Source organism: Mycobacterium stomatepiae (assembly GCF_010731715.1).
Taxonomy (GTDB): domain Bacteria; phylum Actinomycetota; class Actinomycetes; order Mycobacteriales; family Mycobacteriaceae; genus Mycobacterium; species Mycobacterium stomatepiae.
This window is the reverse complement of record NZ_AP022587.1, coordinates 5722363-5740954: the sequence shown is the minus strand read 5'-3', so window position 1 is coordinate 5740954 and position 18592 is coordinate 5722363. Positions and strand designations below refer to the sequence as shown.

16 protein-coding genes are annotated in these 18592 nt (G+C 67.0%); 2 read left to right on the top strand and 14 right to left on the bottom strand.

The genetic code is table 11. The annotated features are described in order from the left end of the window. Nucleotides 1-59: 59 nt before the first annotated feature. Nucleotides 60-917 (top strand): SIR2 family NAD-dependent protein deacylase, encoded by an 858-nt coding sequence (locus G6N54_RS27265; RefSeq protein WP_163793663.1) that lies wholly within the window; start codon nt 60-62, stop codon nt 915-917. 4 nt (nt 918-921) lie between these two features. On the opposite strand, the gene G6N54_RS27260 is transcribed toward G6N54_RS27265, so the two are convergent. Then, nucleotides 922-2190 carry a cytochrome P450 gene (locus tag G6N54_RS27260; protein ID WP_163793661.1) on the bottom strand — a complete coding sequence of 423 codons (1269 nt, stop codon included), beginning with the start codon at nt 2188-2190 and terminating at the stop codon, nt 922-924. Between the two features lie 101 nt (nt 2191-2291). Here G6N54_RS27260 and G6N54_RS27255 point away from each other — a divergent pair, with 101 nt between their 5' ends. After that, nucleotides 2292-2939 carry a TetR/AcrR family transcriptional regulator gene (locus G6N54_RS27255; protein WP_163793659.1) on the top strand — a complete coding sequence of 216 codons (648 nt, stop codon included), beginning with the start codon at nt 2292-2294 and terminating at the stop codon, nt 2937-2939. A 4-nt stretch (nt 2940-2943) separates the two neighbouring features. Here G6N54_RS27255 and proB read toward each other — a convergent pair whose 3' ends face one another. The 13 genes from proB to G6N54_RS27190 form a co-directional block, all read right to left on the bottom strand. Further along, nucleotides 2944-4047 carry a glutamate 5-kinase gene (gene proB / locus G6N54_RS27250; RefSeq protein ID WP_163793657.1) on the bottom strand — a complete coding sequence of 368 codons (1104 nt, stop codon included), beginning with the start codon at nt 4045-4047 and terminating at the stop codon, nt 2944-2946. Then, a complete protein-coding gene (obgE, locus tag G6N54_RS27245) occupies nt 4044-5486 on the bottom strand; it encodes a GTPase ObgE (protein ID WP_163793655.1) in 1443 nt (480 codons plus the stop codon). Before obgE ends, proB begins: the two co-directional genes overlap by 4 nt. Before the next feature lie 54 nt (nt 5487-5540). After that, nucleotides 5541-5795: a 50S ribosomal protein L27 gene (gene rpmA, locus G6N54_RS27240; protein WP_163793653.1), complete on the bottom strand. Its 255-nt coding sequence runs from the start codon at nt 5793-5795 to the stop codon at nt 5541-5543. Nucleotides 5796-5843: 48 nt separating this feature from the next. Further along, nucleotides 5844-6155 (bottom strand): 50S ribosomal protein L21, encoded by a 312-nt coding sequence (gene rplU, locus G6N54_RS27235; RefSeq protein WP_025736107.1) that lies wholly within the window; start codon nt 6153-6155, stop codon nt 5844-5846. 308 nt (nt 6156-6463) lie between these two features. Then, the gene (locus G6N54_RS27230) at nt 6464-9214 is read right to left on the bottom strand and encodes an Rne/Rng family ribonuclease (protein WP_163793651.1); all 2751 of its coding nucleotides are present in this window, start codon (nt 9212-9214) and stop codon (nt 6464-6466) included. Nucleotides 9215-9522: 308 nt separating this feature from the next. Beyond that, the gene (gene ndk / locus G6N54_RS27225; protein ID WP_163793649.1) at nt 9523-9933 is read right to left on the bottom strand and encodes a nucleoside-diphosphate kinase; all 411 of its coding nucleotides are present in this window, start codon (nt 9931-9933) and stop codon (nt 9523-9525) included. Nucleotides 9934-9962: 29 nt separating this feature from the next. Further along, complete coding sequence (locus tag G6N54_RS27220) at nt 9963-10346, bottom strand: DUF4233 domain-containing protein (protein ID WP_163793647.1); 384 nt, start codon at nt 10344-10346, stop codon at nt 9963-9965. Further along, nucleotides 10343-11788 carry a bifunctional tetrahydrofolate synthase/dihydrofolate synthase gene (gene folC, locus G6N54_RS27215; RefSeq protein ID WP_163793645.1) on the bottom strand — a complete coding sequence of 482 codons (1446 nt, stop codon included), beginning with the start codon at nt 11786-11788 and terminating at the stop codon, nt 10343-10345. Before folC ends, G6N54_RS27220 begins: the two co-directional genes overlap by 4 nt. Further along, nucleotides 11785-14442 carry a valine--tRNA ligase gene (locus G6N54_RS27210; protein ID WP_163793643.1) on the bottom strand — a complete coding sequence of 886 codons (2658 nt, stop codon included), beginning with the start codon at nt 14440-14442 and terminating at the stop codon, nt 11785-11787. Before G6N54_RS27210 ends, folC begins: the two co-directional genes overlap by 4 nt. 85 nt (nt 14443-14527) lie before the next feature. After that, nucleotides 14528-15121: a LysM peptidoglycan-binding domain-containing protein gene (locus tag G6N54_RS27205; RefSeq protein WP_163793641.1), complete on the bottom strand. Its 594-nt coding sequence runs from the start codon at nt 15119-15121 to the stop codon at nt 14528-14530. A gap of 77 nt (nt 15122-15198) precedes the next feature. Further along, on the bottom strand, nt 15199-15729 hold the full coding sequence (locus G6N54_RS27200; RefSeq protein WP_163793639.1) for a DUF937 domain-containing protein: 531 nt from the start codon (nt 15727-15729) through the stop codon (nt 15199-15201). A 95-nt stretch (nt 15730-15824) separates the two neighbouring features. After that, the gene (locus G6N54_RS27195) at nt 15825-17081 is read right to left on the bottom strand and encodes a saccharopine dehydrogenase family protein (RefSeq protein ID WP_163793637.1); all 1257 of its coding nucleotides are present in this window, start codon (nt 17079-17081) and stop codon (nt 15825-15827) included. 110 nt (nt 17082-17191) lie between these two features. Then, nucleotides 17192-17734 (bottom strand): transglycosylase family protein, encoded by a 543-nt coding sequence (locus tag G6N54_RS27190; RefSeq protein WP_163793635.1) that lies wholly within the window; start codon nt 17732-17734, stop codon nt 17192-17194. Nucleotides 17735-18592: the final 858 nt, after the last annotated feature.

Genomic DNA, 18592 nt, shown 5'->3' with positions numbered 1-18592 from the left:
TTGCTAGCCTCTGAAGTCGCGTTGGCATACGCATCGATTGGGCCCGTACTCTCGAACAGGTGACAGCGCGCCCCGAATCTCCGGAACTGGTCGCGCTGTTGGCTGGACGCCGAATCGCGGTGCTGACCGGCGCCGGGATTTCCACCGACTCGGGCATTCCCGACTACCGGGGCCCGGATTCGCCGCCGAGCAACCCGATGACGATACGGCAGTTCACCTCCGATGCCGCGTTCCGGCAGCGGTACTGGGCGCGCAACCACGTCGGCTGGCGGCACATGAACGACACCGAGCCCAACGCGGGGCACCGGGCGCTGGCCGCGCTGGAGCGCGCCGGCGTGGTCAGCGGCGTGATCACCCAGAACGTCGACCTGCTGCACACCAAGGCCGGCAGCGAAAACGTGATCAACCTGCACGGCACCTATGCGCAGGTGATCTGCCTGAGCTGCGGCCACACGATGAGTCGCGCGGCGTTGGCCGAAGAGCTCGAGGCACTCAATCCGGGATTCATCGAGCGCGCGGAGACGATCGGTGGGCTGGCGGTGGCACCCGACGCCGACGCCGTCGTCACCGATACCGGGTCGTTTCGCTATCTGGACTGCCCGCGCTGCACCGGCATGCTGAAGCCCGACATCGTCTACTTCGGTGAAAACGTCCCTAAAGACACTGTGGCACGGTCTTTTTCGATGGTCGGCACATCCGACGAACTGCTGGTCGCGGGCTCGTCGCTGACCGTATTCTCCGGCTACCGATTCGTGCGGCACGCCGCCGCACTCGGCCTACCGATCGCCATCGTCAACCGCGGGCCCACCCGAGGCGACGATCTGGCCACCGTCAAACTCGACGCCGGCTGCTCGGAATTGTTGGTGCTGCTCGCCTCCGAACTGGGAGGTGCGCTGGCGCCACTGGCCTTGCGGTAAAACGCTAGAACTCACACGGCAGGCTGCGCACGGCGTGCACGAAGTTACCCGCCACGTATGTCGCATCGGTTGCCCGGATGTCCGGCAGCTGGCGGAACAACTCACCGAAGATCGCGCGCAGTTGCGCGCGTGCCACGTGGGCGCCGAGGCAGAAATGCAGCCCGCCACCGCCAAACCCGACGTGCGGGTTGGGGCTGCGGCTCAGGTCGAAGTGATCCGGACGCTGGAACGCCTCGGTGTCCCAGTTGCCCGATGAATAGAACATCACCACCTTCTCCCCCGCGGCGACGGTCTGACCCCCGAGCTCGAAATCTGTTGCCGCCGTGCGACGGAAGGTCATCACCGGGGTCGCCCAGCGCACAAACTCCTCGACCGCCACACCGATCCGGTTGTCGTAATCGGCTAGCAGCCAAGCCCTTTGGGCCGGGAAGTCGGTAAGGGCTTTCATAGTGTGGCTCATCGTCTGTCGGGTGGTGTCATTGCCCGCCACCGAGAGCAACACAAAGAACGCGGCCACCTCGGCATCGGTGAGCCGGTCACCGTCCACCTCGGCGTGTACCAGGCTACTGATCAGGTCTTCCCCCGGCTTTTCGCGGCGCTCGGCCGCGAGCGCACCGACGACCTGGTGAAGGTACATCTGCTGTTCGAGGACGACTTCCAGTGCGGGCCGGCCGTTGAGGAATTCGGGGTCGGCCCACGACACCAGTGCGTCGGTGGCATGCGCCATGCGCTCTCGCTCGGAATCCGGGATACCCACCATGTCCGACAGCGTGCGGATGGGCAGCTCCTTGGCGCAGAGATTGACGAAATCCGCACCGCTGCTGGCCTCGCGAAGCTCCTCGACAATCGTCTTCGCATTCGCCTGGATCGACTCCTCGATGCGGCGCACCTGCCGAGGCGTGAATGCGGCATGGGCGAGCTTACGCAGCTTGGTGTGCCGCGGTGGATCCATCGCCAAGAAGGATTGCGATGCCTCCAGCAGTTCCACCGGAATGCTTTCGAACATCACGCCCTTGCCGGACAGGAACACCTCATTATTGCGGCTGACCGCGACGATGTCCGCACGCCGGGTGACCGCCCAATAACCGGGATCATCGGGATCGGGCATCAGGGAGTCCTCGACCGGGGGATGCCAGCTCACCGGCCGCTCGGCCCGCAGCACCGCAAACGAGCGCTCCCTGTCGGCGGCCGTCGTCGACCAAAACGCGCGCGAGGACAGGTCGATCGCGTCATACGCGCGGGGGCGACTGGACCGCCCGGTCAGCACTGCCATCGTTCGTCCTCCGTCATGTAGTCCCTGTCGCGAACGTTGTCGACAGTATGCCTAGACGGTATGTCTAGTCAATATGTTGAACCGTCGGTTATGCTCGGGAAATGCCGTCGGTGACCCGCAAGCCGCAGCCCAAGCGCGAGCAGTCGCGCCAGCAGCGGCGCGAGGAGATGGAACGCCAGCTGTTGGACGCCACCGAGCGGCTGATGCGCGGCGGGGCCAGTTTCACCGAACTGAGCGTGGACCGGCTGTCGACCGAGGCCGGTATCTCGCGGGCGAGCTTCTACATCTACTTCGAGGACAAGGGCCATCTGCTGCGCCGGCTGGCCGGCCAGGTGTTCGCCGACCTGGCCGAGAGCGCGGATCGCTGGTGGAGCGTGGCGGGCCGCCACGATCCCGCCGATGTCCGCGCGGCCATGGCGGGCTTGGTTGCCAGCTATCGCCGCCACCAGCCGGTGCTCGTCGCACTCAACGAGATGGCCGCCTACGACTCGGTGGTGGGCGCGACCTACGGCAACCTGTTGACCGCGGTCGCCGGGCGGCTGACGCGCGTCATCGAAGACGGCCAGGCCGACGGTTCCATCCGGCCCGAGCTGCCCGCGGTCACCACGGCCAGCGCGCTGACCTGGATGGTGGAGCGGACCTGCCAGCAGAATCTGCCGGGCGCACCGGAGTCCTACGACGCCGAACTATTCGCCACGTTAGCCGAAATAATCTGGGCCACTTTGTATCTCAAGTCCCAATCGAGCTGAGACGCTACACCGCGACCAGGTCGTCGGCATGTACCGCGGGCCGGCGCAGCTCGTCGGGCAGCTCCGAAGTAGACCGGCCGATAATCGTCGCGAGCTCGGTCGCGTCGTAGGCAACCACGCCGCGGGCCACCACAGTCGCATTCGGCCCGTGCAATTCGACCACATCGCCGCCGTGAAACTGCCCGGACACCGCCGTGATACCCGCTGCCAGCAGCGAACGGCGTTGCCCGACGACCGCACGCACCGCACCCTCGTCGAGGGTCAGGGAGCCGGTCGAATCGGCGGCGTAGCGCAACCAGAACCGGCGGGCTGACATCCGTTGTGGCCGAGCGGCGAACACCGTCCCCGACGAGGCATCGGTCAGCGCCGTCGCGGCGTCCGTTGCCGCCGCCAACAGCACCGGCACTCCGGCGTCGGCGGCCAGCAGAGCCGAGGACATCTTCGAGGCCATGCCCCCGGTGCCCAGAGCACTGCCCGGCCCGGCCACCACACCATCAAGATCCGACGCCGCAGCCACCTCCGGAATGAAGCGCGCCCCCTCGGTCTTTCGCGGGTCGGTGTCGTACAGGCCGTCGATGTCGGAGAGCAATACCAGCGCCTCGGCGCCGACCAGGTGGGCCACCAATGCCGAGAGGCGGTCGTTGTCGCCGAACCGGATCTCGTTGGTGGCCACCGTGTCGTTCTCGTTGACGATCGCCACCGCGTGCAGCGCGCGCAACCGGTCCAGGGTGCGTTGGGCGTTGGTGTGCTGGGCCCGCATCGAAATGTCTTGCGCGGTCAGCAGCACCTGCCCGACCGTGCGGCCGTAGCGGGCGAAGGCCGCGCTCCACGCGTTCACCAACGCGACCTGGCCCACGCTGGCGGCGGCCTGTTTGGTCGCCAAATCCTTTGGCCGACGCGATAATCCGAGCGGCTCGATGCCGGCGGCGATGGCACCCGAGGACACGATGACGACGTCGGTGCCCGCCTTCATGCGGCCCTCGATCGCATCGGCCAGCCCGGCCAGCCGGCCACCGTCGAACACCCCGGACGGCGTAGTCAGCGCGTTGGTCCCGATCTTGACGACCAGGCTGCGCGCGGTGCGGATGGCTTCGCGATGCGCGCTCACGGCTCGTCACCGCGTTCGCGGCGCCGGCGGCGCGCGGCCTTGCGCTCGTCGGCGCCGATGCGCTCGGTGCGTTCCAGCCGCGCGTCGGTGCCACGGCCGGTCAATGGAACCTGAACGCCGGGAGGGGTTTGCGGCTCCCAGTCGAACGTCATCTCACCGATGGTCACCGCGCAGCCGGGTTGCGCACCCAGCCGCAGCAGCTCCTCCTCGACACCGAGGCGCGCGAGGCGGTCGGCGAGATAACCCACCGCTTCGTCGTTGTCGAAGTTGGTCTGGCCGATCCACCGCTCGGGGCGCGCCCCGGTGACCACGAAGCCGCCCTCCCCGTCGGGCTCGACGGTGAAGCCGCTGTCGTCGACGGGCACCGGGCGGATCACCGGGCGTCGCGCCACCGGCGCCGGGCGCGAGGCGTTGTATTCGGAGATCATTTGCCAGAGCCCAAAGACCAACGGCTGCAACCCTTCCCGGGTTGCCGTCGACACCAGGAACACCGGCCAGCCACGCTCGGCGATGTCGTCGTAGACGAACTCGGCGAGCTCGCGCGCCTCCGGCACGTCAATCTTGTTGAGCACCACCGCCCTCGGCCGCTCGGCCAGGTCGACCAGCGCCGCATCCCCTTGCAGGGTGGGCGTGTAGGCGGCAAGTTCGGCTTCCAGCGCGTCGATGTCGGAGATCGGGTCGCGGCCGGGCTCGGCTGTGGCGCAGTCGACGACGTGCACCAGCACCGCGCACCGCTCGATGTGCCGCAGGAAATCCAGGCCCAGGCCGCGACCTTCGGAAGCGCCCGGGATCAAGCCGGGCACGTCGGCGACGGTGAACGATTGCTCGCCGGCCGAGACCGCGCCGAGGTTGGGGACCAGCGTGGTGAAAGGGTAATCGGCGACCTTGGGCTTGGCCGCCGAGATCACCGACACCAACGACGACTTTCCCGCGGACGGAAATCCGACCAGCCCGGCGTCGGCGACTGTCTTGAGCTCGAGGGTGAGGTCGCGGGCCTGGCCGGGCTCACCCAGTAGCGCAAACCCGGGGGCCTTGCGCGCGCGAGACGCGAGCGCCGCGTTGCCCAGCCCGCCACGGCCACCGGCCGCGGCTTCGAAGCGGGTGCCCGCACCGACCAAATCGGCTAGCAGCCGGCCGTGGTCGTCCAGGACGACGGTGCCGTCGGGGACCTTGACTTCCAGATCCGCACCGGCCGCGCCGTCGCGGTTGCTACCGGCCCCCTGCTTGCCATTGGGAGCGGTGACATGCGGACGGAAATGGTAATCCAGCAGCGTGTGGACGGCGGGATCGACGACGAAGACAATGCTGCCGCCGCGGCCGCCATTGCCGCCGTCGGGGCCGCCGAGCGGCTTGAACTTCTCGCGATGAACCGAGGCGCAGCCGTTACCGCCGGAGCCGGCCCGGGCGTGGATGACGACTCGATCGACAAACCGAGGCATCGGGGGTCCTCTCAGCTGCCCGCATGCACGGGCGCAGCGACCTCAGTCGGAGGTCTAGCCGGCGGCGACGATGTTGACGGTCTTGCGTCCGCGCTTCACGCCGAACTCGACGGCGCCGGCTTCCTTGGCGAACAATGTGTCGTCGCCGCCACGGCCGACGTTCACGCCGGGGTGGAAGTGGGTGCCGCGCTGGCGGACGATGATCTCGCCGGCCTTGACGATCTGGCCGCCGAATCGCTTGACGCCCAGCCGCTGAGCGGCGGAGTCGCGACCGTTGCGCGAGCTGGAAGCGCCCTTTTTGTGTGCCATGTCTATGAGCCTCCGCTCAGTATTGTCTGTTCTTCGCCTGCCGGCTCATCACTTGATTCCGGTGACCTTCAGGACCGTCAGCTGCTGACGGTGGCCCTGACGCTTGTGGTAGCCGGTCTTGTTCTTGAACTTGTGGATACGGATCTTCGGGCCCTTGGTGTGCTCGAGCACCTCGCCGGTCACCGCGACCTTGGCCAGCGCGGCGGCGTCGGACGTGACGGTGGCACCGTCGACCACCAGCGCCACCGGCAGCGACACCTTGGCGCCGGGCTCGGATTCGAGCTTCTCGACCTTGACCACGTCACCGACGGCAACCTTGTACTGCTTGCCACCGGTCTTGACGATTGCGTAGGTCGCCATCGTTGCTCCTGCTCTTCCTCGCGTCTTCCGCGCGCGTGCAAGTGCGATGCGCGTGGTGGGTCTTTGGGTGCGGGATGATCTTCCCGCCTGTCATCAGCCGAAGTCCTGCCCGGCTTGATGACAACTGTCCAAGGGTACGTGACCAGCGGCTACAGGGTCAAACCAGCACTTCGGCCGGGCAATGGGTCCGTTTGAGCGAAAGTAGCCGTAAGCCGGCCACGCTGGCCGGTAGCAATGGCGCCGGAGTTTGACGGCAATGACGAGACTGCCACCCCCGGCGCGGCAGCCCGCCGTCGCGTGACGGCCGGTTAGTCCACGTGGATGGGCGGGCCGGCCGGCCGGCCCGCCGCTCGGCGGCGTCGCGGACGCCCGAAATCCGCCCCGGCTTCGTCCGCGGAATCTTCGGCGTCGCCGTTCTCGTCGTCGGAGTCCTCGTCGTCGTCGAGATCCTCGTCATCGTCATCGAGATCCTCGTCGTCATCGTCGTCATCGAGATCGTCGTCATCGTCGAGATCCTCGTCGACGTCGTCAGTGTCCTGATCGGTGTCGTCGTCCTCGCCGTCCTCGAAGGCATCGGAGTCCGCATCTTCCAGGTCCGCGGCGGTCTCCAGCTTGGTCTGCTCGTCGGTCTCGGTGGTGACGTCCTCGCCGCCCTCCTCGGCCTCGCCATTGTCGCGGGTGGCCATGGCCTTGAACATCGGATGTTCGCCCGGCGCATGTGCGGGCACCTTTGCGACGGCGGGCTGATCGGCGGGCTCGTCGGATCGGTTCTTCTTCGACCGCTTGCCACGCCGGCCGCCGCTGGACTCGGACTTGCGGCCGGGGGCGGGGACCGAGTCGACCGGGTCGGCATGCAGCAGGATTCCGCGGCCGCCACAGTTCGGGCACGACGTCGAAAATGCCTCGATCAGACCGGTTCCCAGCCGCTTGCGGGTCAATTGCACCAGGCCCAGCGACGTCACCTCGGACACCTGGTGGCGAGTGCGGTCCCGGGCCAGTGCCTCGGTCAGCCGGCGCAACACCAGGTCGCGGTTGGACTCGAGCACCATGTCGATGAAGTCGATGACCACGATGCCGCCGATGTCGCGCAACCGCAGCTGGCGCACGGTCTCCTCGGCCGCCTCGAGGTTGTTCTTGGTGACCGTCTGCTCCAGGTTGCCCCCGGATCCGGTGAACTTGCCGGTGTTGACGTCGACGATCGTCATCGCCTCGGTCCGATCGATGACCAGTGTGCCGCCCGACGGCAGCCACACCTTGCGCTCCATTGCCTTGGCCAGTTGCTCGTCGATGCGATGCACCGCGAAGACGTCCGGACCGGGTTGCCCTTCCTCTCCGGCGGGCGGGTCGTACTTCGTCAGCTTCGAAACTAGATCGGGCGCAACAGAATTCACGTACTCGTTGATGGTGCTCCACGCCTCGTCGCCGGAGACGATAAGGCCGGCGAAGTCTTCGTTGAACAAGTCGCGGATGACCTTGACCAACACGTCGGGCTCTTCGTAGAGCGCCACCGCGGCGCCGGCGGCCTTCCCCTTGATCTCGGCGGCCTTGGCCTCGATCTGCTCCCAACGCTCCTGCAGGCGGGTGACATCGTGGCGAATGTCTTCCTCTTTGACGCCCTCGGACGCGGTCCGGATGATCATCCCGGCGTTGGACGGCACCACCTCACGCAGGATCTCCTTGAGACGCTGGCGTTCGGTGTCCGGCAGCTTGCGGCTGATCCCGGTCGACGACGCGCCCGGCACATAAACCAGGTAGCGGCCGGCCAGGGAGACCTGCGTGGTCAGCCGGGCGCCCTTGTGTCCCACCGGGTCCTTGCTGACCTGGACGACGACGTAATCGCCTGGCTTGAGCGCCTTTTCGATCTTGCGCTCGGCCCCGCCCAGCCCCGCGGCCTCCCAGTTGACCTCGCCGGCGTACAGCACGCCGTTGCGGCCGCGACCGATATCGACGAATGCGGCCTCCATCGAGGGCAGCACGTTCTGCACGATCCCGAGGTAGATGTTGCCGACCAGCGACGCCGACGCCGCCGATGTCACGAAATGCTCGACGACGATGCCGTCTTCGAGGACGGCGATCTGCGTGTAGCGGGCACCCGGGTGCGGCGGCTCGGTGCGAACCCGGTCGCGCACCACCATGACCCGCTCGACGGCTTCCCGGCGCGCCAGGAATTCGGCCTCGGTCAGTACCGGCGGACGGCGCCGACCGGCATCGCGCCCGTCGCGGCGGCGTTGGCGCTTGGCCTCCAGCCGCGTCGACCCGTCGATACCCCTGATCTCGGCATTGCTTGAGCCGTTGTTGCCCCTGCCGTCGTCGGATCCGCCCTTGCCGCGCGGCGCGCGTTCGTGCACCACGGTGTTGGGCGGATCGTCGGGCGAACCGTCGTCGTTGTCGTCACCCGGACCCGACTTGCGCCGGCGCCGCCTGCGACGACGCCGGTTGCCGCCATCCGGCGAACCGTCGTCCGAGCCGTCACCGTCGTCGGAGTCGTCCGAGTCCTGATCGTCGGCGTCGTCATCCGAGTCAGTGGATTTCGAGCCGTCGCCATCGTCGTCCTGGTCTGATCCGCCCTGTTCACCGCGGCCGCGGCCGCGTCCCCGCCGGCCGCGCCGCCGCCGCCGGTTGGCCGGCCGATCGGTCTGCTCGTCGTCGTCACCGTCGTCGGAATCGTCGGTATCGGCGTCGGTGCCGTCGTCGACGCGGGTTTGGGCGTCGGCCGCGACCGGCTGCGGCGCCACGAACAGCGGCATGTACGCCGGCCGGTCGACCACCGTCTCCACGACCACCCGGGACCCGGGTTCCCCCGGTTCTTCGGCGCTGCTGAAGGCCACGAAGTTCTCCGGCGGCCGGGGCGACAGCAGATCGCGCACCCGGATCGCGTCCTCGTAGTCCACGCCGGAATGTGCGCTGCGGATTCGTCCGTCCAGTGCGCTGAGGGCGTCGACCACCCGCTTGCTGGTGGTTCCCAGCGCTCGTGCCAGGGAGTGGACTCTCAATCGGTCCGGCAGGCCTTCCTGGGCCGGCGCAGTCGAAGGGTCTGAAGTTTGGTCACCGTCTATCACGTATTCTCCTCAAGCCCCCGGGCGCGTCATGGCGACGCGGCCACGCGAGGGCTTCGCTATGTACCCGGCCTACTTCTCCCGGACTTGTGATGGTCTTGCCCCGAGCGGCTCGGCTAGAACCAACTCGGTGCCGTGCTGAATGTCGGCCTGACATGCGGCGCTACATCGCGAGCTGGCAATGGTCGCGCTTGTCTAAGTCTTCATTCGGGCGTCCGACGCCGGTCCGGCGACGTTCACCCGCAGTCAGTATCCCACATCACGCCGTCGGCCCAAACGAGCCTGACCTGGAAGCCAGGCGGGCTAGGGGCCTAAGCGCCGGGAAACCATAGCGCGATTTCGCGCTTAGCTGAATCGATCGAATCCGAGCCGTGCACCAGATTCAGTTGCGTTTCCAGCCCGAAATCGCCGCGGATGGTGCCGGGCGTGGCCTTTTCCACTGGGTCGGTACCGCCCGCGAGCTGCCGAAACGCCGCGATCGCGCGCGGCCCCTCCACGATTGCCGCGACGACCGGTCCCGACGTGATGAAGTCGAGCAGCGACTCGAAGAACGGCTTGCCGTCGTGTTCGGCGTAATGCTGGGTGGCCAGCTCTTTGCTGACGCTGCGCAGTTCGAGCGCCAGGATCGTCAGGCCCTTGCGCTCAATGCGGCTGATGATCTCGCCGATCAGTCGCCGTTCGACGCCGTCGGGCTTGATCAGTACCAGGGTCCGTTCGGTCACGGCGGCCAGCGTACAGAACGAATCGGCACTCAGCCGGGTGGCGTTTGCCCGCGCTCTTGGCGTCGACGGACCTCGGCGCGGAAGTACGCGATCAGCAGCCACAGCCCGGCGAACAGCACGCCGATGAATCCCACTCCCGAATAAACCGCGAATCCGGCAAGTACGACCGGCTGGACGGCCAGATTCACCCAGATCGCCCAGGGCCTGCCCTGCAGGCCACTCAGCACGATGAGCAGCCCGGCCACGCTGACTAGGTAGCCCAGCGACACCGTGGTCAGGCCGCCACCGACCGCGCCGACTACCGGTATTGCCAGTAGCACCACGATCGCCTCCAAGATCAGCGTCGCGGCCATCACGCCCCGGAAGCTCTTCCAGGGGTCGGGCGGTGGCGGGTTCTGGTCGCTATCCGTCATTCCGGATCACGACCGAACAACGTACGCGCGGCCCCGGCGGTAACCACCGAGCCGGTCACCACGATTCCGGTGCCAGAAAACGACTCCGCCTCACCGTCGGCAGCGGCCTCGTCGACCAGCGCCGTCGCGACGTCGATGGCGTCGCGCAGGGTTTCGGCGGTCAACACCCGGTCGGGTCCGAACCGCTGCTGAGCGGCCAGCGACAGCGACTCGACATCCAGTGCCCGCGGCGAACCGTTGTGCGTCACGACGACGGCATCGAAGGCCGGCTCCAGCGCGGCGAGAATGCCGTCGACGTCCTTCTCGGCCATCACGGACAGGACCCCGACCAGATAGCGGAAATCGAATTCGCCGTCCAGCGTCTGCGCCAGCGCGGCCGCCCCGGCCGGATTGTGCGCGGCGTCGATGAACACCGTGGGGGCGCTGCGCATGCGCTCCAAGCGCCCGGGGCTGGCGACGGCGGCGAAACCGGCCCGCACCGCCTCGACGTCGAGCTGACGCTGCGCACCGGCGCCGAAGAACGCCTCCACCGCGGCGAGAGCCACGACCGCGTTGTGCGCTTGATGCTCGCCGTGCAGAGGCAGGTACACATCGGAGTACACCCCGCCGAGGCCCTGCAGCTGCAGCACCTGCCCGCCGATCGCGACCTGACGGCCCAGCACCGCGAACTCCGAATCCTCGCGCGCGACTGCGGCGTCGGACGAAACAGTCTGCGCCAGAAGCACTTCCATCGCTTCCGGCGCCTGTCGCGCAATGATTGCGACCGTGTCGGGCGCGCCGTCTGGAGCCTTGGTGATGATGCCCGCCTTCTCACCAGCGATCCCCGCGATGTCCTCGCCGAGGTATTCGACGTGGTCGATGCCGATCGGAGTGATGACCGCGACCGGCGCGTTGATCACGTTGGTGGCATCCCAGCGACCGCCCATGCCCACCTCGACGACGGCGACCTCGACGGGAGCGTCGGCGAAGGCGGCGTAAGCCATCGCGGTCAGCACCTCGAACTTGCTCATCGCCGGCCCACCCGCGGCCTCCGACTGTGCGTCGATCATCTGCACGAACGGTTCGATCTCGAGATAAGTCGCCACGTATTGCGCTGGGCTGATTGGCTTTCCGTCGATTGCGATGCGCTCGACCGCCGACTGCAGGTGCGGGCTGGTGGTTCGGCCGGTGCGCCGGTGCAACGCGGTCAGCAGCGCGTCGATCATGCGTACCACCGACGTCTTGCCGTTGGTGCCCGCGACGTGGATCGACGGATAACCGAGCTGCGGCGAGCCGAGCAGATCCATCAGGGCGCTGATCCGGGTCAGGCTCGGTTCGATTTTGGTCTCGGGCCAGCGCTGGTCCAGCAGATGTTCGACCTGCAACAGGGATGCGATCTCGTCCGGCGTCGGGGCAGTGTTGGTGGCCTCAGGCTGGTCGAGCCAGTCGGGCGGCTCGGTCATTGCAGCCCGGCCAGCCTGGCGTTGATGCGTTCGGTTTCCTCTTGGGCGAGCCGCTGACGATCGCGGATCTTCGTCACAACCTGGTCTGGCGCCTTGGCCAGGAAGTCCGCGTTGGCCAATTTCGCTGCGGTGGAATCTAATTCCTTCCGGGCGGCGGCCAGATCCTTTTCCAGGCGACGACGCTCGGCGGCAACGTCGATGGTGCCCGACGTGTCGAGTTCGACGACGACGGTGCCGCCGCTCAGCCGCACTTCCACGGACGCCGAGGGGTTGAACTCAGGACCCGGCGCCGTCAGCCACGCCAGCGACGTCACCGCCGACACCTGAGTGTTCAGATCGCTGTCTTCGACACCGGCCAACCGGGCCGGCACCTTCTGCCGGTCGGCCAGGCCCTGGTCGCTGCGGAATCGGCGAACCTCGGTCACCAGTCGCTGCATATCGCTGACGCGTTGCACCGCAACAGGATCCAGGCTGATACCGGAGGGCTTCGGCCACTCGGCGATGACCAACGACTCCTCCCCCGTCAGCGCCTGCCACAGCTCCTCGGTGACGAACGGGATGACCGGCTGCAGCAACCTCAGCAGCGTGTCCAGTGTCGCGGCCAGCACCCCGGTGGTCTCGGTGAGCCCGTCGGCGAGCTGCACCTTCGCCACTTCGACATACCAGTCGCAGAATTCGTCCCAGGCGAAGTGGTAGAGAGCCTCGCAGGCCCGGCTGAACTCATAGCTGTCGAATGCCGAATCAACCTCGGCGCGAACCTCTTCCAACCGCCCGAGGATCCACCGGTCGGCATCGGTCAGCTCGGCGAGAGCCGGCAAAGCCTTTTCCGGACGCCATGCCGCACCATTGAGTAACGCGAAGCGGGTCGCGTTGAACAGCTTGGTGACGAAGTTCCGTGACGCCCGGACCGCGTCCTCGCCGACCGACAGGTCGCCGCCGGGACTAGCGCCGCGCGCCAGGGTGAACCGCAACGCGTCGGCTCCAAACGTCTCCAGCCAGTCCAGCGGGTCGATCACGTTGCCCTTGGATTTGCTCATCTTGCGGCCGAATTCGTCGCGGATGAGGCCGTGCAGGAAGACGTCGGTGAACGGCACCTGCGGGCCACGGGAGCCACCGAGCGTGATCGCGTCGTCGCCGCCCACGAAGGTGCCGAACATCATCATCCGCGCCACCCAAAAGAACAAGATGTCGTATCCGGTCACCAAAACGCTTGTCGGATAGAACTTTTCCAGCTCCGCAGTCTGCGACGGCCATCCCAGAGTGGAGAATGGCCACAGCGCCGACGAGAACCAGGTGTCCAGCACATCGGGGTCTTGCTCCCAGCCCTTCGGCGGCGTGTCGTCGGGGCCGACGCAGACCTGCTCGCCGTTGGGTCCGTACCAGATCGGGATGCGATGTCCCCACCACAGCTGTCGCGAAATGCACCAGTCGTGCATATCGTCGACCCAGGCGAACCAGCGCGGCTCGAGGCTAGTGGGGTGAATCACGGTGTCGCCGTTGCGCACTGCGTCACCGGCGGCCTTGGCCAGCGTTTCCACCCGGACCCACCACTGCAGCGACAGCCGGGGCTCGATCGGTTCGCCGCTGCGTTCCGAGTGCCCGACGCTGTGTAGATAGGGCCGCTTCTCGGCGACCACCCGGCCCTGCGCTGCCAGCGCCTCGCGAACCGCCACGCGGGCTTCGAAGCGGTCCATGCCGTCGAATTGTGTTCCGGTATCGACGATCCGGCCCTTGGTGTCGAGGATCGAGATCATCGGCAACTCGTGGCGCAGACCGATCTCGAAGTCGTTCGGGTCGTGTGCGGGCGTGACTTTGACTGCGCCGGTACCGAATTCGGGGTCCACGTGCTCGTCGGCGACGATGATCAGCTGTCGGTCGACGAACGGGTGCGGGAGTGTGGTGCCGACCAGGTGGCGATAACGCTCGTCGTCGGGGTGCACCGCGACCGCGGTGTCGCCCAGCATCGTCTCGACCCGGGTGGTGGCGACCACGATGTGCGGTTGCGAGTCGTCCAGCGAGCCGTACCGGAACGACACCAGCTCGCCCTCGACCTCTTGATAGTCGACCTCGATATCCGAGATCGCAGTCTGCAGCACCGGCGACCAGTTGACCAGCCGCTCGGCCCGATAGATCAACCCGGCGTCATAGAGCCGCTTGAAGATCGCCCGGACCGCGCGGGACAGGCCGTCGTCCATAGTGAACCGGTCGCGGCTCCAGTCCACGCCGTCGCCGAGGCGGCGCATCTGGCCGCCGATGGCGCCGCCGGACTCGTGCTTCCAGTCCCAGACCTTGTCGACGAAGAGCTCGCGACCGAAGTCCTCTTTGGTCTTGCCGTCCACCGCGAGCTGCTTTTCCACCACGCTCTGCGTCGCGATGCCGGCGTGGTCCATCCCGGGCTGCCAGAGCACCTCGTATCCCTGCATGCGCTTGCGGCGGGTCAGGGCGTCCATCATCGTGTGTTCCAGCGCGTGGCCCATGTGCAGGCTGCCCGTGACGTTGGGCGGCGGCAGCACGATCGAGTACCCGGGCTTGGAGCTGGTCGGGTCCGCCTTGAAGTAACCGGCGTCCGCCCACTTCTGGTAGATCGCCGTCTCCAGCGCACCGGGATCCCACGACTTGGGCAGGTCGGCGGCAGAGCGGGGGCTGGCGGTCACCGGTCAATTCTAGGAACCGCGACGAGCCCGCGTGTAAGCGCCCGAACACGCAGGTGATCGGCCAGTGTCGGTTTGGCCGTCCCGCTCAGGGAATCGTGAGCACTTGGCCAGGGTGGATCAGGTCGGGGTCAGCGACGCCGCTGGCGTCGGCGATCACCCGATACTTGCTGCCGTCACCGTAAAAGCGCTCGGCGATGGCCCACATCGTATCGCCGGAGACGACGGTGTAGGTGCGCGGCGCGGGCTCGGGCGCGGCCTCTGCCGGGGGCGCCGGGGAGGGTTCGGCGGTGTCGATCGTCACATCCGCGCCGGCGGGCTCGGCGGCCGGCGCCGGAGGCGGCGGACCCTCGGTTTCGGTGTGGCTGGACCAGGCCGGCCCGTCGGCGGCGTAGAGCACCAGGTTGCAGTCGTCCTGAAGGACGAGCCGGACGTCCTTCTTGCCCTGTGTGTCGGTGTGCCAAACCGGCTTGTCGGATGTGTACAGGACGAAGTTGCCGTCGCGCTGCACCTCGGCGCGCTGCACGTCCTGGCCGTTGGTCGCCGTCGCCCACAACGCCTCGCCCCGCGCGGCCAGCACGAGGTTGCCGTCGTCTTGCAGCGTCAGGGTGTAGGCCCCGTTGTTGGAGGCAAGCGATTCCCCCCGCTGCAGTTGCTGTTCTTCAGTAAGCGTGTCTGACATAGCATTTCCCTCTCTTCATCGTGTCCGCGTGGCGCTGGACACGCTTGCCGGTGCCCGATGAGTGGGTGCCCGGTTGCCTACTTCTTACCGCCGAGCAGGCCACCGAGTATGTCGCCGAGCCCGCCGCTTTTGCCGCTCAGCACGCTTCCGCGAATGTTGCCCAGCGACTTGTCGCCGCTACCGCCGCTCAGGATGCTGCCCAGAACCTCGCCGAGGCCGCCGGCCGGCGCTTCGTTGGTCTGCGGCCCCGAGCCGCGCGATAGTTGTTTTCCGATGTACGCCAACACAATCGGGAGCCCAATCGGTAACAGCTGGTTGAGCAGGTCGCTATTCCCGGCTCCCTCGTTGGCCAGCGCCGACGCGACCTGGTCGGCATCGCTGCCACCGAAGAGCGTCGCGACTGCCTGATGCCCGTCATAGTCGGCAGCGATCACCGCGGATTCGATTCTGCCGGCCTGCTCTGGATCTTGCGAATCCTGCTGCAGACTGCCCAACAGTGACGGCACTAGCGTGCGCACTGCCGTATCGACCTCGCCTTCTTCGGCGCCGAGCGTGCGCGCTATGTCAGCTGTCGGAATCTGCGCGTACAGATCATCGAGACCGGCCATCGCTATCTCCACCTTGATTGCACGGCTGTTTGAGGCAAGTCGCCTACGACACTAGTCCGATGCACTGCCGATCGAAAGGTGTTGCGGCAGCGGGATTAATCCAGCCGCTCGGTCCGCAGCGACACGCCGGCGGCAGGGAGCCGGGCCAGCAAAACATCACCCATCGCGGTCGCGGGGGTAAGGACGCCGCGCAGGTCCGAGAGCTTGTCACGATCCAGTGCGAGGCTCAAGCCACACTCCCCCAGCAACACCGCGGTCGCCTTGTAACCAGGGTCCCCGCGCTGCTCCATCCTGGCCACATACCGTGCACCGCTGGTTGTGGTGGTGTAGGTCTCTAGCCGGTAATAGCCGCGGTCGCGGGCTTTGGCGCTGGGACCGGTGCCGGGTTTGGGTGTGATCCGGTCCAGCACCGTGGCCGGAAGCAGCCGGAAATAGCGGCTGCCCAGCTCGAACGTCGCGTTGCCGATCCCGGCCATGGCGGCCGACGCCACCGGCGCCACCGGCGACGAACCCAGGCTCATGTGTTCGGTGTAACGGAACCGCCGTCCGTACGACCAATCCAGTAATGCGTTGCTGCGCCGTACGATTCGGGTATTGATCGACGACATCAAGAATCCGGCCGTCCAGACACCGGTCAATTCCGGGGCGAGGTAGCGACCGCGCCGCCAAGGTAGATCGGGTTGGCGGCCGAGCTCGGGTTCGGCGCCGCGATCGGTGCTCAGCGTGTAGGGATCGGCAAGCTGGCGGCGTACGGCGGGGTCGCTGGAGGCGGCGCGCAGCACGCCCAGACTCGACGCGATGGTCCCGCCGGAGACCCCGCCGACCAACCGACGCATCACGAAGTTGGTATCGCCGAGTTCGCCGGCGCCGTCGTCTTGCGCCGCCCGGTACAGCGCGTACACCGTCAGATCGGAAGGGATGGAATCGAATCCGCAGCAGTGCACCATGCGGGCACCGTTGTCGGCGGCTTGCTTGTGATAGAGGTCGATGACCTCGCGGATGAACATCGCCTCGCCGGTCAGGTCCGCGTAGTCGGTGCCGGCCGCGGCGCACGCCGCCACCAACGGCATTCCGTAGCGGGCATAGGGCCCAACCGTGGTGACGACGACTTGGGTGCGGGCGGCCATCTCAGCCAGGCTCGACGGGGACGCGGCGTCGGCGCTGAGCACGGGCCAGGATTGCGCGGCTGCTCCCAGGGTGTCGCGAACGGCGCGCACGCGGTCTGTCGACCTGCCGGCCAGGGCGATCCTCGCTCCGGCTCCGGCCCGGGCCAGGTACTCGGCGGTCAGCTTCCCGACGAAGCCGGTCGCCCCGTACAGCACGATGTCGAATTCACGCCACGATGCGGTCATCGTCGCGACGGTACCGGATCGATAGCGACGGCTCGGCGGCCGCGAATCCCCGCAACAAGGAAGATGCCGGGCACCGGCCCGGCATCTTCCTTTACTTGCAACGTCAAACGTCAGCCGCGACGGCCGCAGACGGGCCACGCGCCGATGCCCTGCGAGTGCAGCACGTTCTCGGCCACCCGAATCTGCTCCTCACGGCTCGCGCCGGCCGGGGAACCCGACCCGCCGTTGGAACGCCAGGTGCTCGGGGTGAACTGCAGCCCACCCGAGTAGCCGTTACCGGTGCTGATCCCCCAGTTACCACCCGACTCGCACTGTGCGATGGCATCCCAGTTCACGCTGTACGCCTTGATTGGCGCCGGGGCGTCCGGTGCCGGAGGCGGCGGGGCATCGAAGCCCACCGGAGCGGCCGGCGGCGGAGCGTCCGGCGCCGGAGGCGGCGGGACATTCGGGTCAAAACCCACCGGCGCGGCCGGCGGGGCGTCCGGTGCCGGAGGCGGCGGGACGTCGAAGCCGACCGGCGCGGCGGGCGCGTCAGGGGCCGGGGCGTCAGGAGCCGGCGGCGGGGGCACATCCGCGCTGGCCGTGGCGGACGGAAGCGTCACCAGCGACCCTGTGATTGCAGCGAGGATGAGCGTCTTACGGACGTTGTTCAAAGTGTTCCTTTCGCAAGCGCGCGCGCCAAAGCAAACTCACAGGTGGGTTTAGGTGGTTCGTGAAGTGGAGATAGGTGCTCTGGAACGTGCCGTCTCGTTTCGGCACGGCAGCGGGGGGCAATCATCTGCCCGGCGGGCGAAAAGCCGCTGGCCGCAGACGGCCGTTGCCGCCCGCAGCCCCGCTCACACACGGGTCCGTGGATTAAATTTTCTATGACCCCTTTCGGGCTAAAAGGCACCGTACGAGACCGCGGAACATTCGTCATATCCGACACGCCGCTATATCGGAACAATAACGAGCAGATCACGGTCCGAGTAGAAATTTATCTTTGCAGGTCAACCCCGTGTTTTCTTCGCAAAGTCCCAGGTCAAGATCAAAGACGCAATCGTGACTCGAATCACGCATATTTTGTGAGCTGGACCACGCATTTGCCCTAGCAGCCAAGCTGCCGCCAACCTCACTTCGGTCCCAGACGTCCCTGGCGCCTCATGAGCAGTTTCTTGATGCTTCATCCGGCGCCGCAGTGCGGGCGAAAAACAGCCTCTATCAGCCCAAACATGCTATTTCGCAACGTCATTCACCACTGTCGAGAAAGGGCTACCAAAGCATGGGTGTTAGCAACGTGTTAACACGCCTTGACAACCGCGTCGCCTGAGTTGCGCGGTTTTTCAACGGTTTTAGTCAGGCGAACGCGCCGAAGACCAGCCGCGGGTGCCGACGCGACAACGCCTATGGCCACCGGCGTGACGGGACCTACCGTCCCGCCTGGATTTGCGCGAAACAATTTGCTGAGTAAATTCCCGCAGCCATGTCCACGGGTCCGCATTGTGGCGCCCGGGCATCGCTCCTGCGCCGAT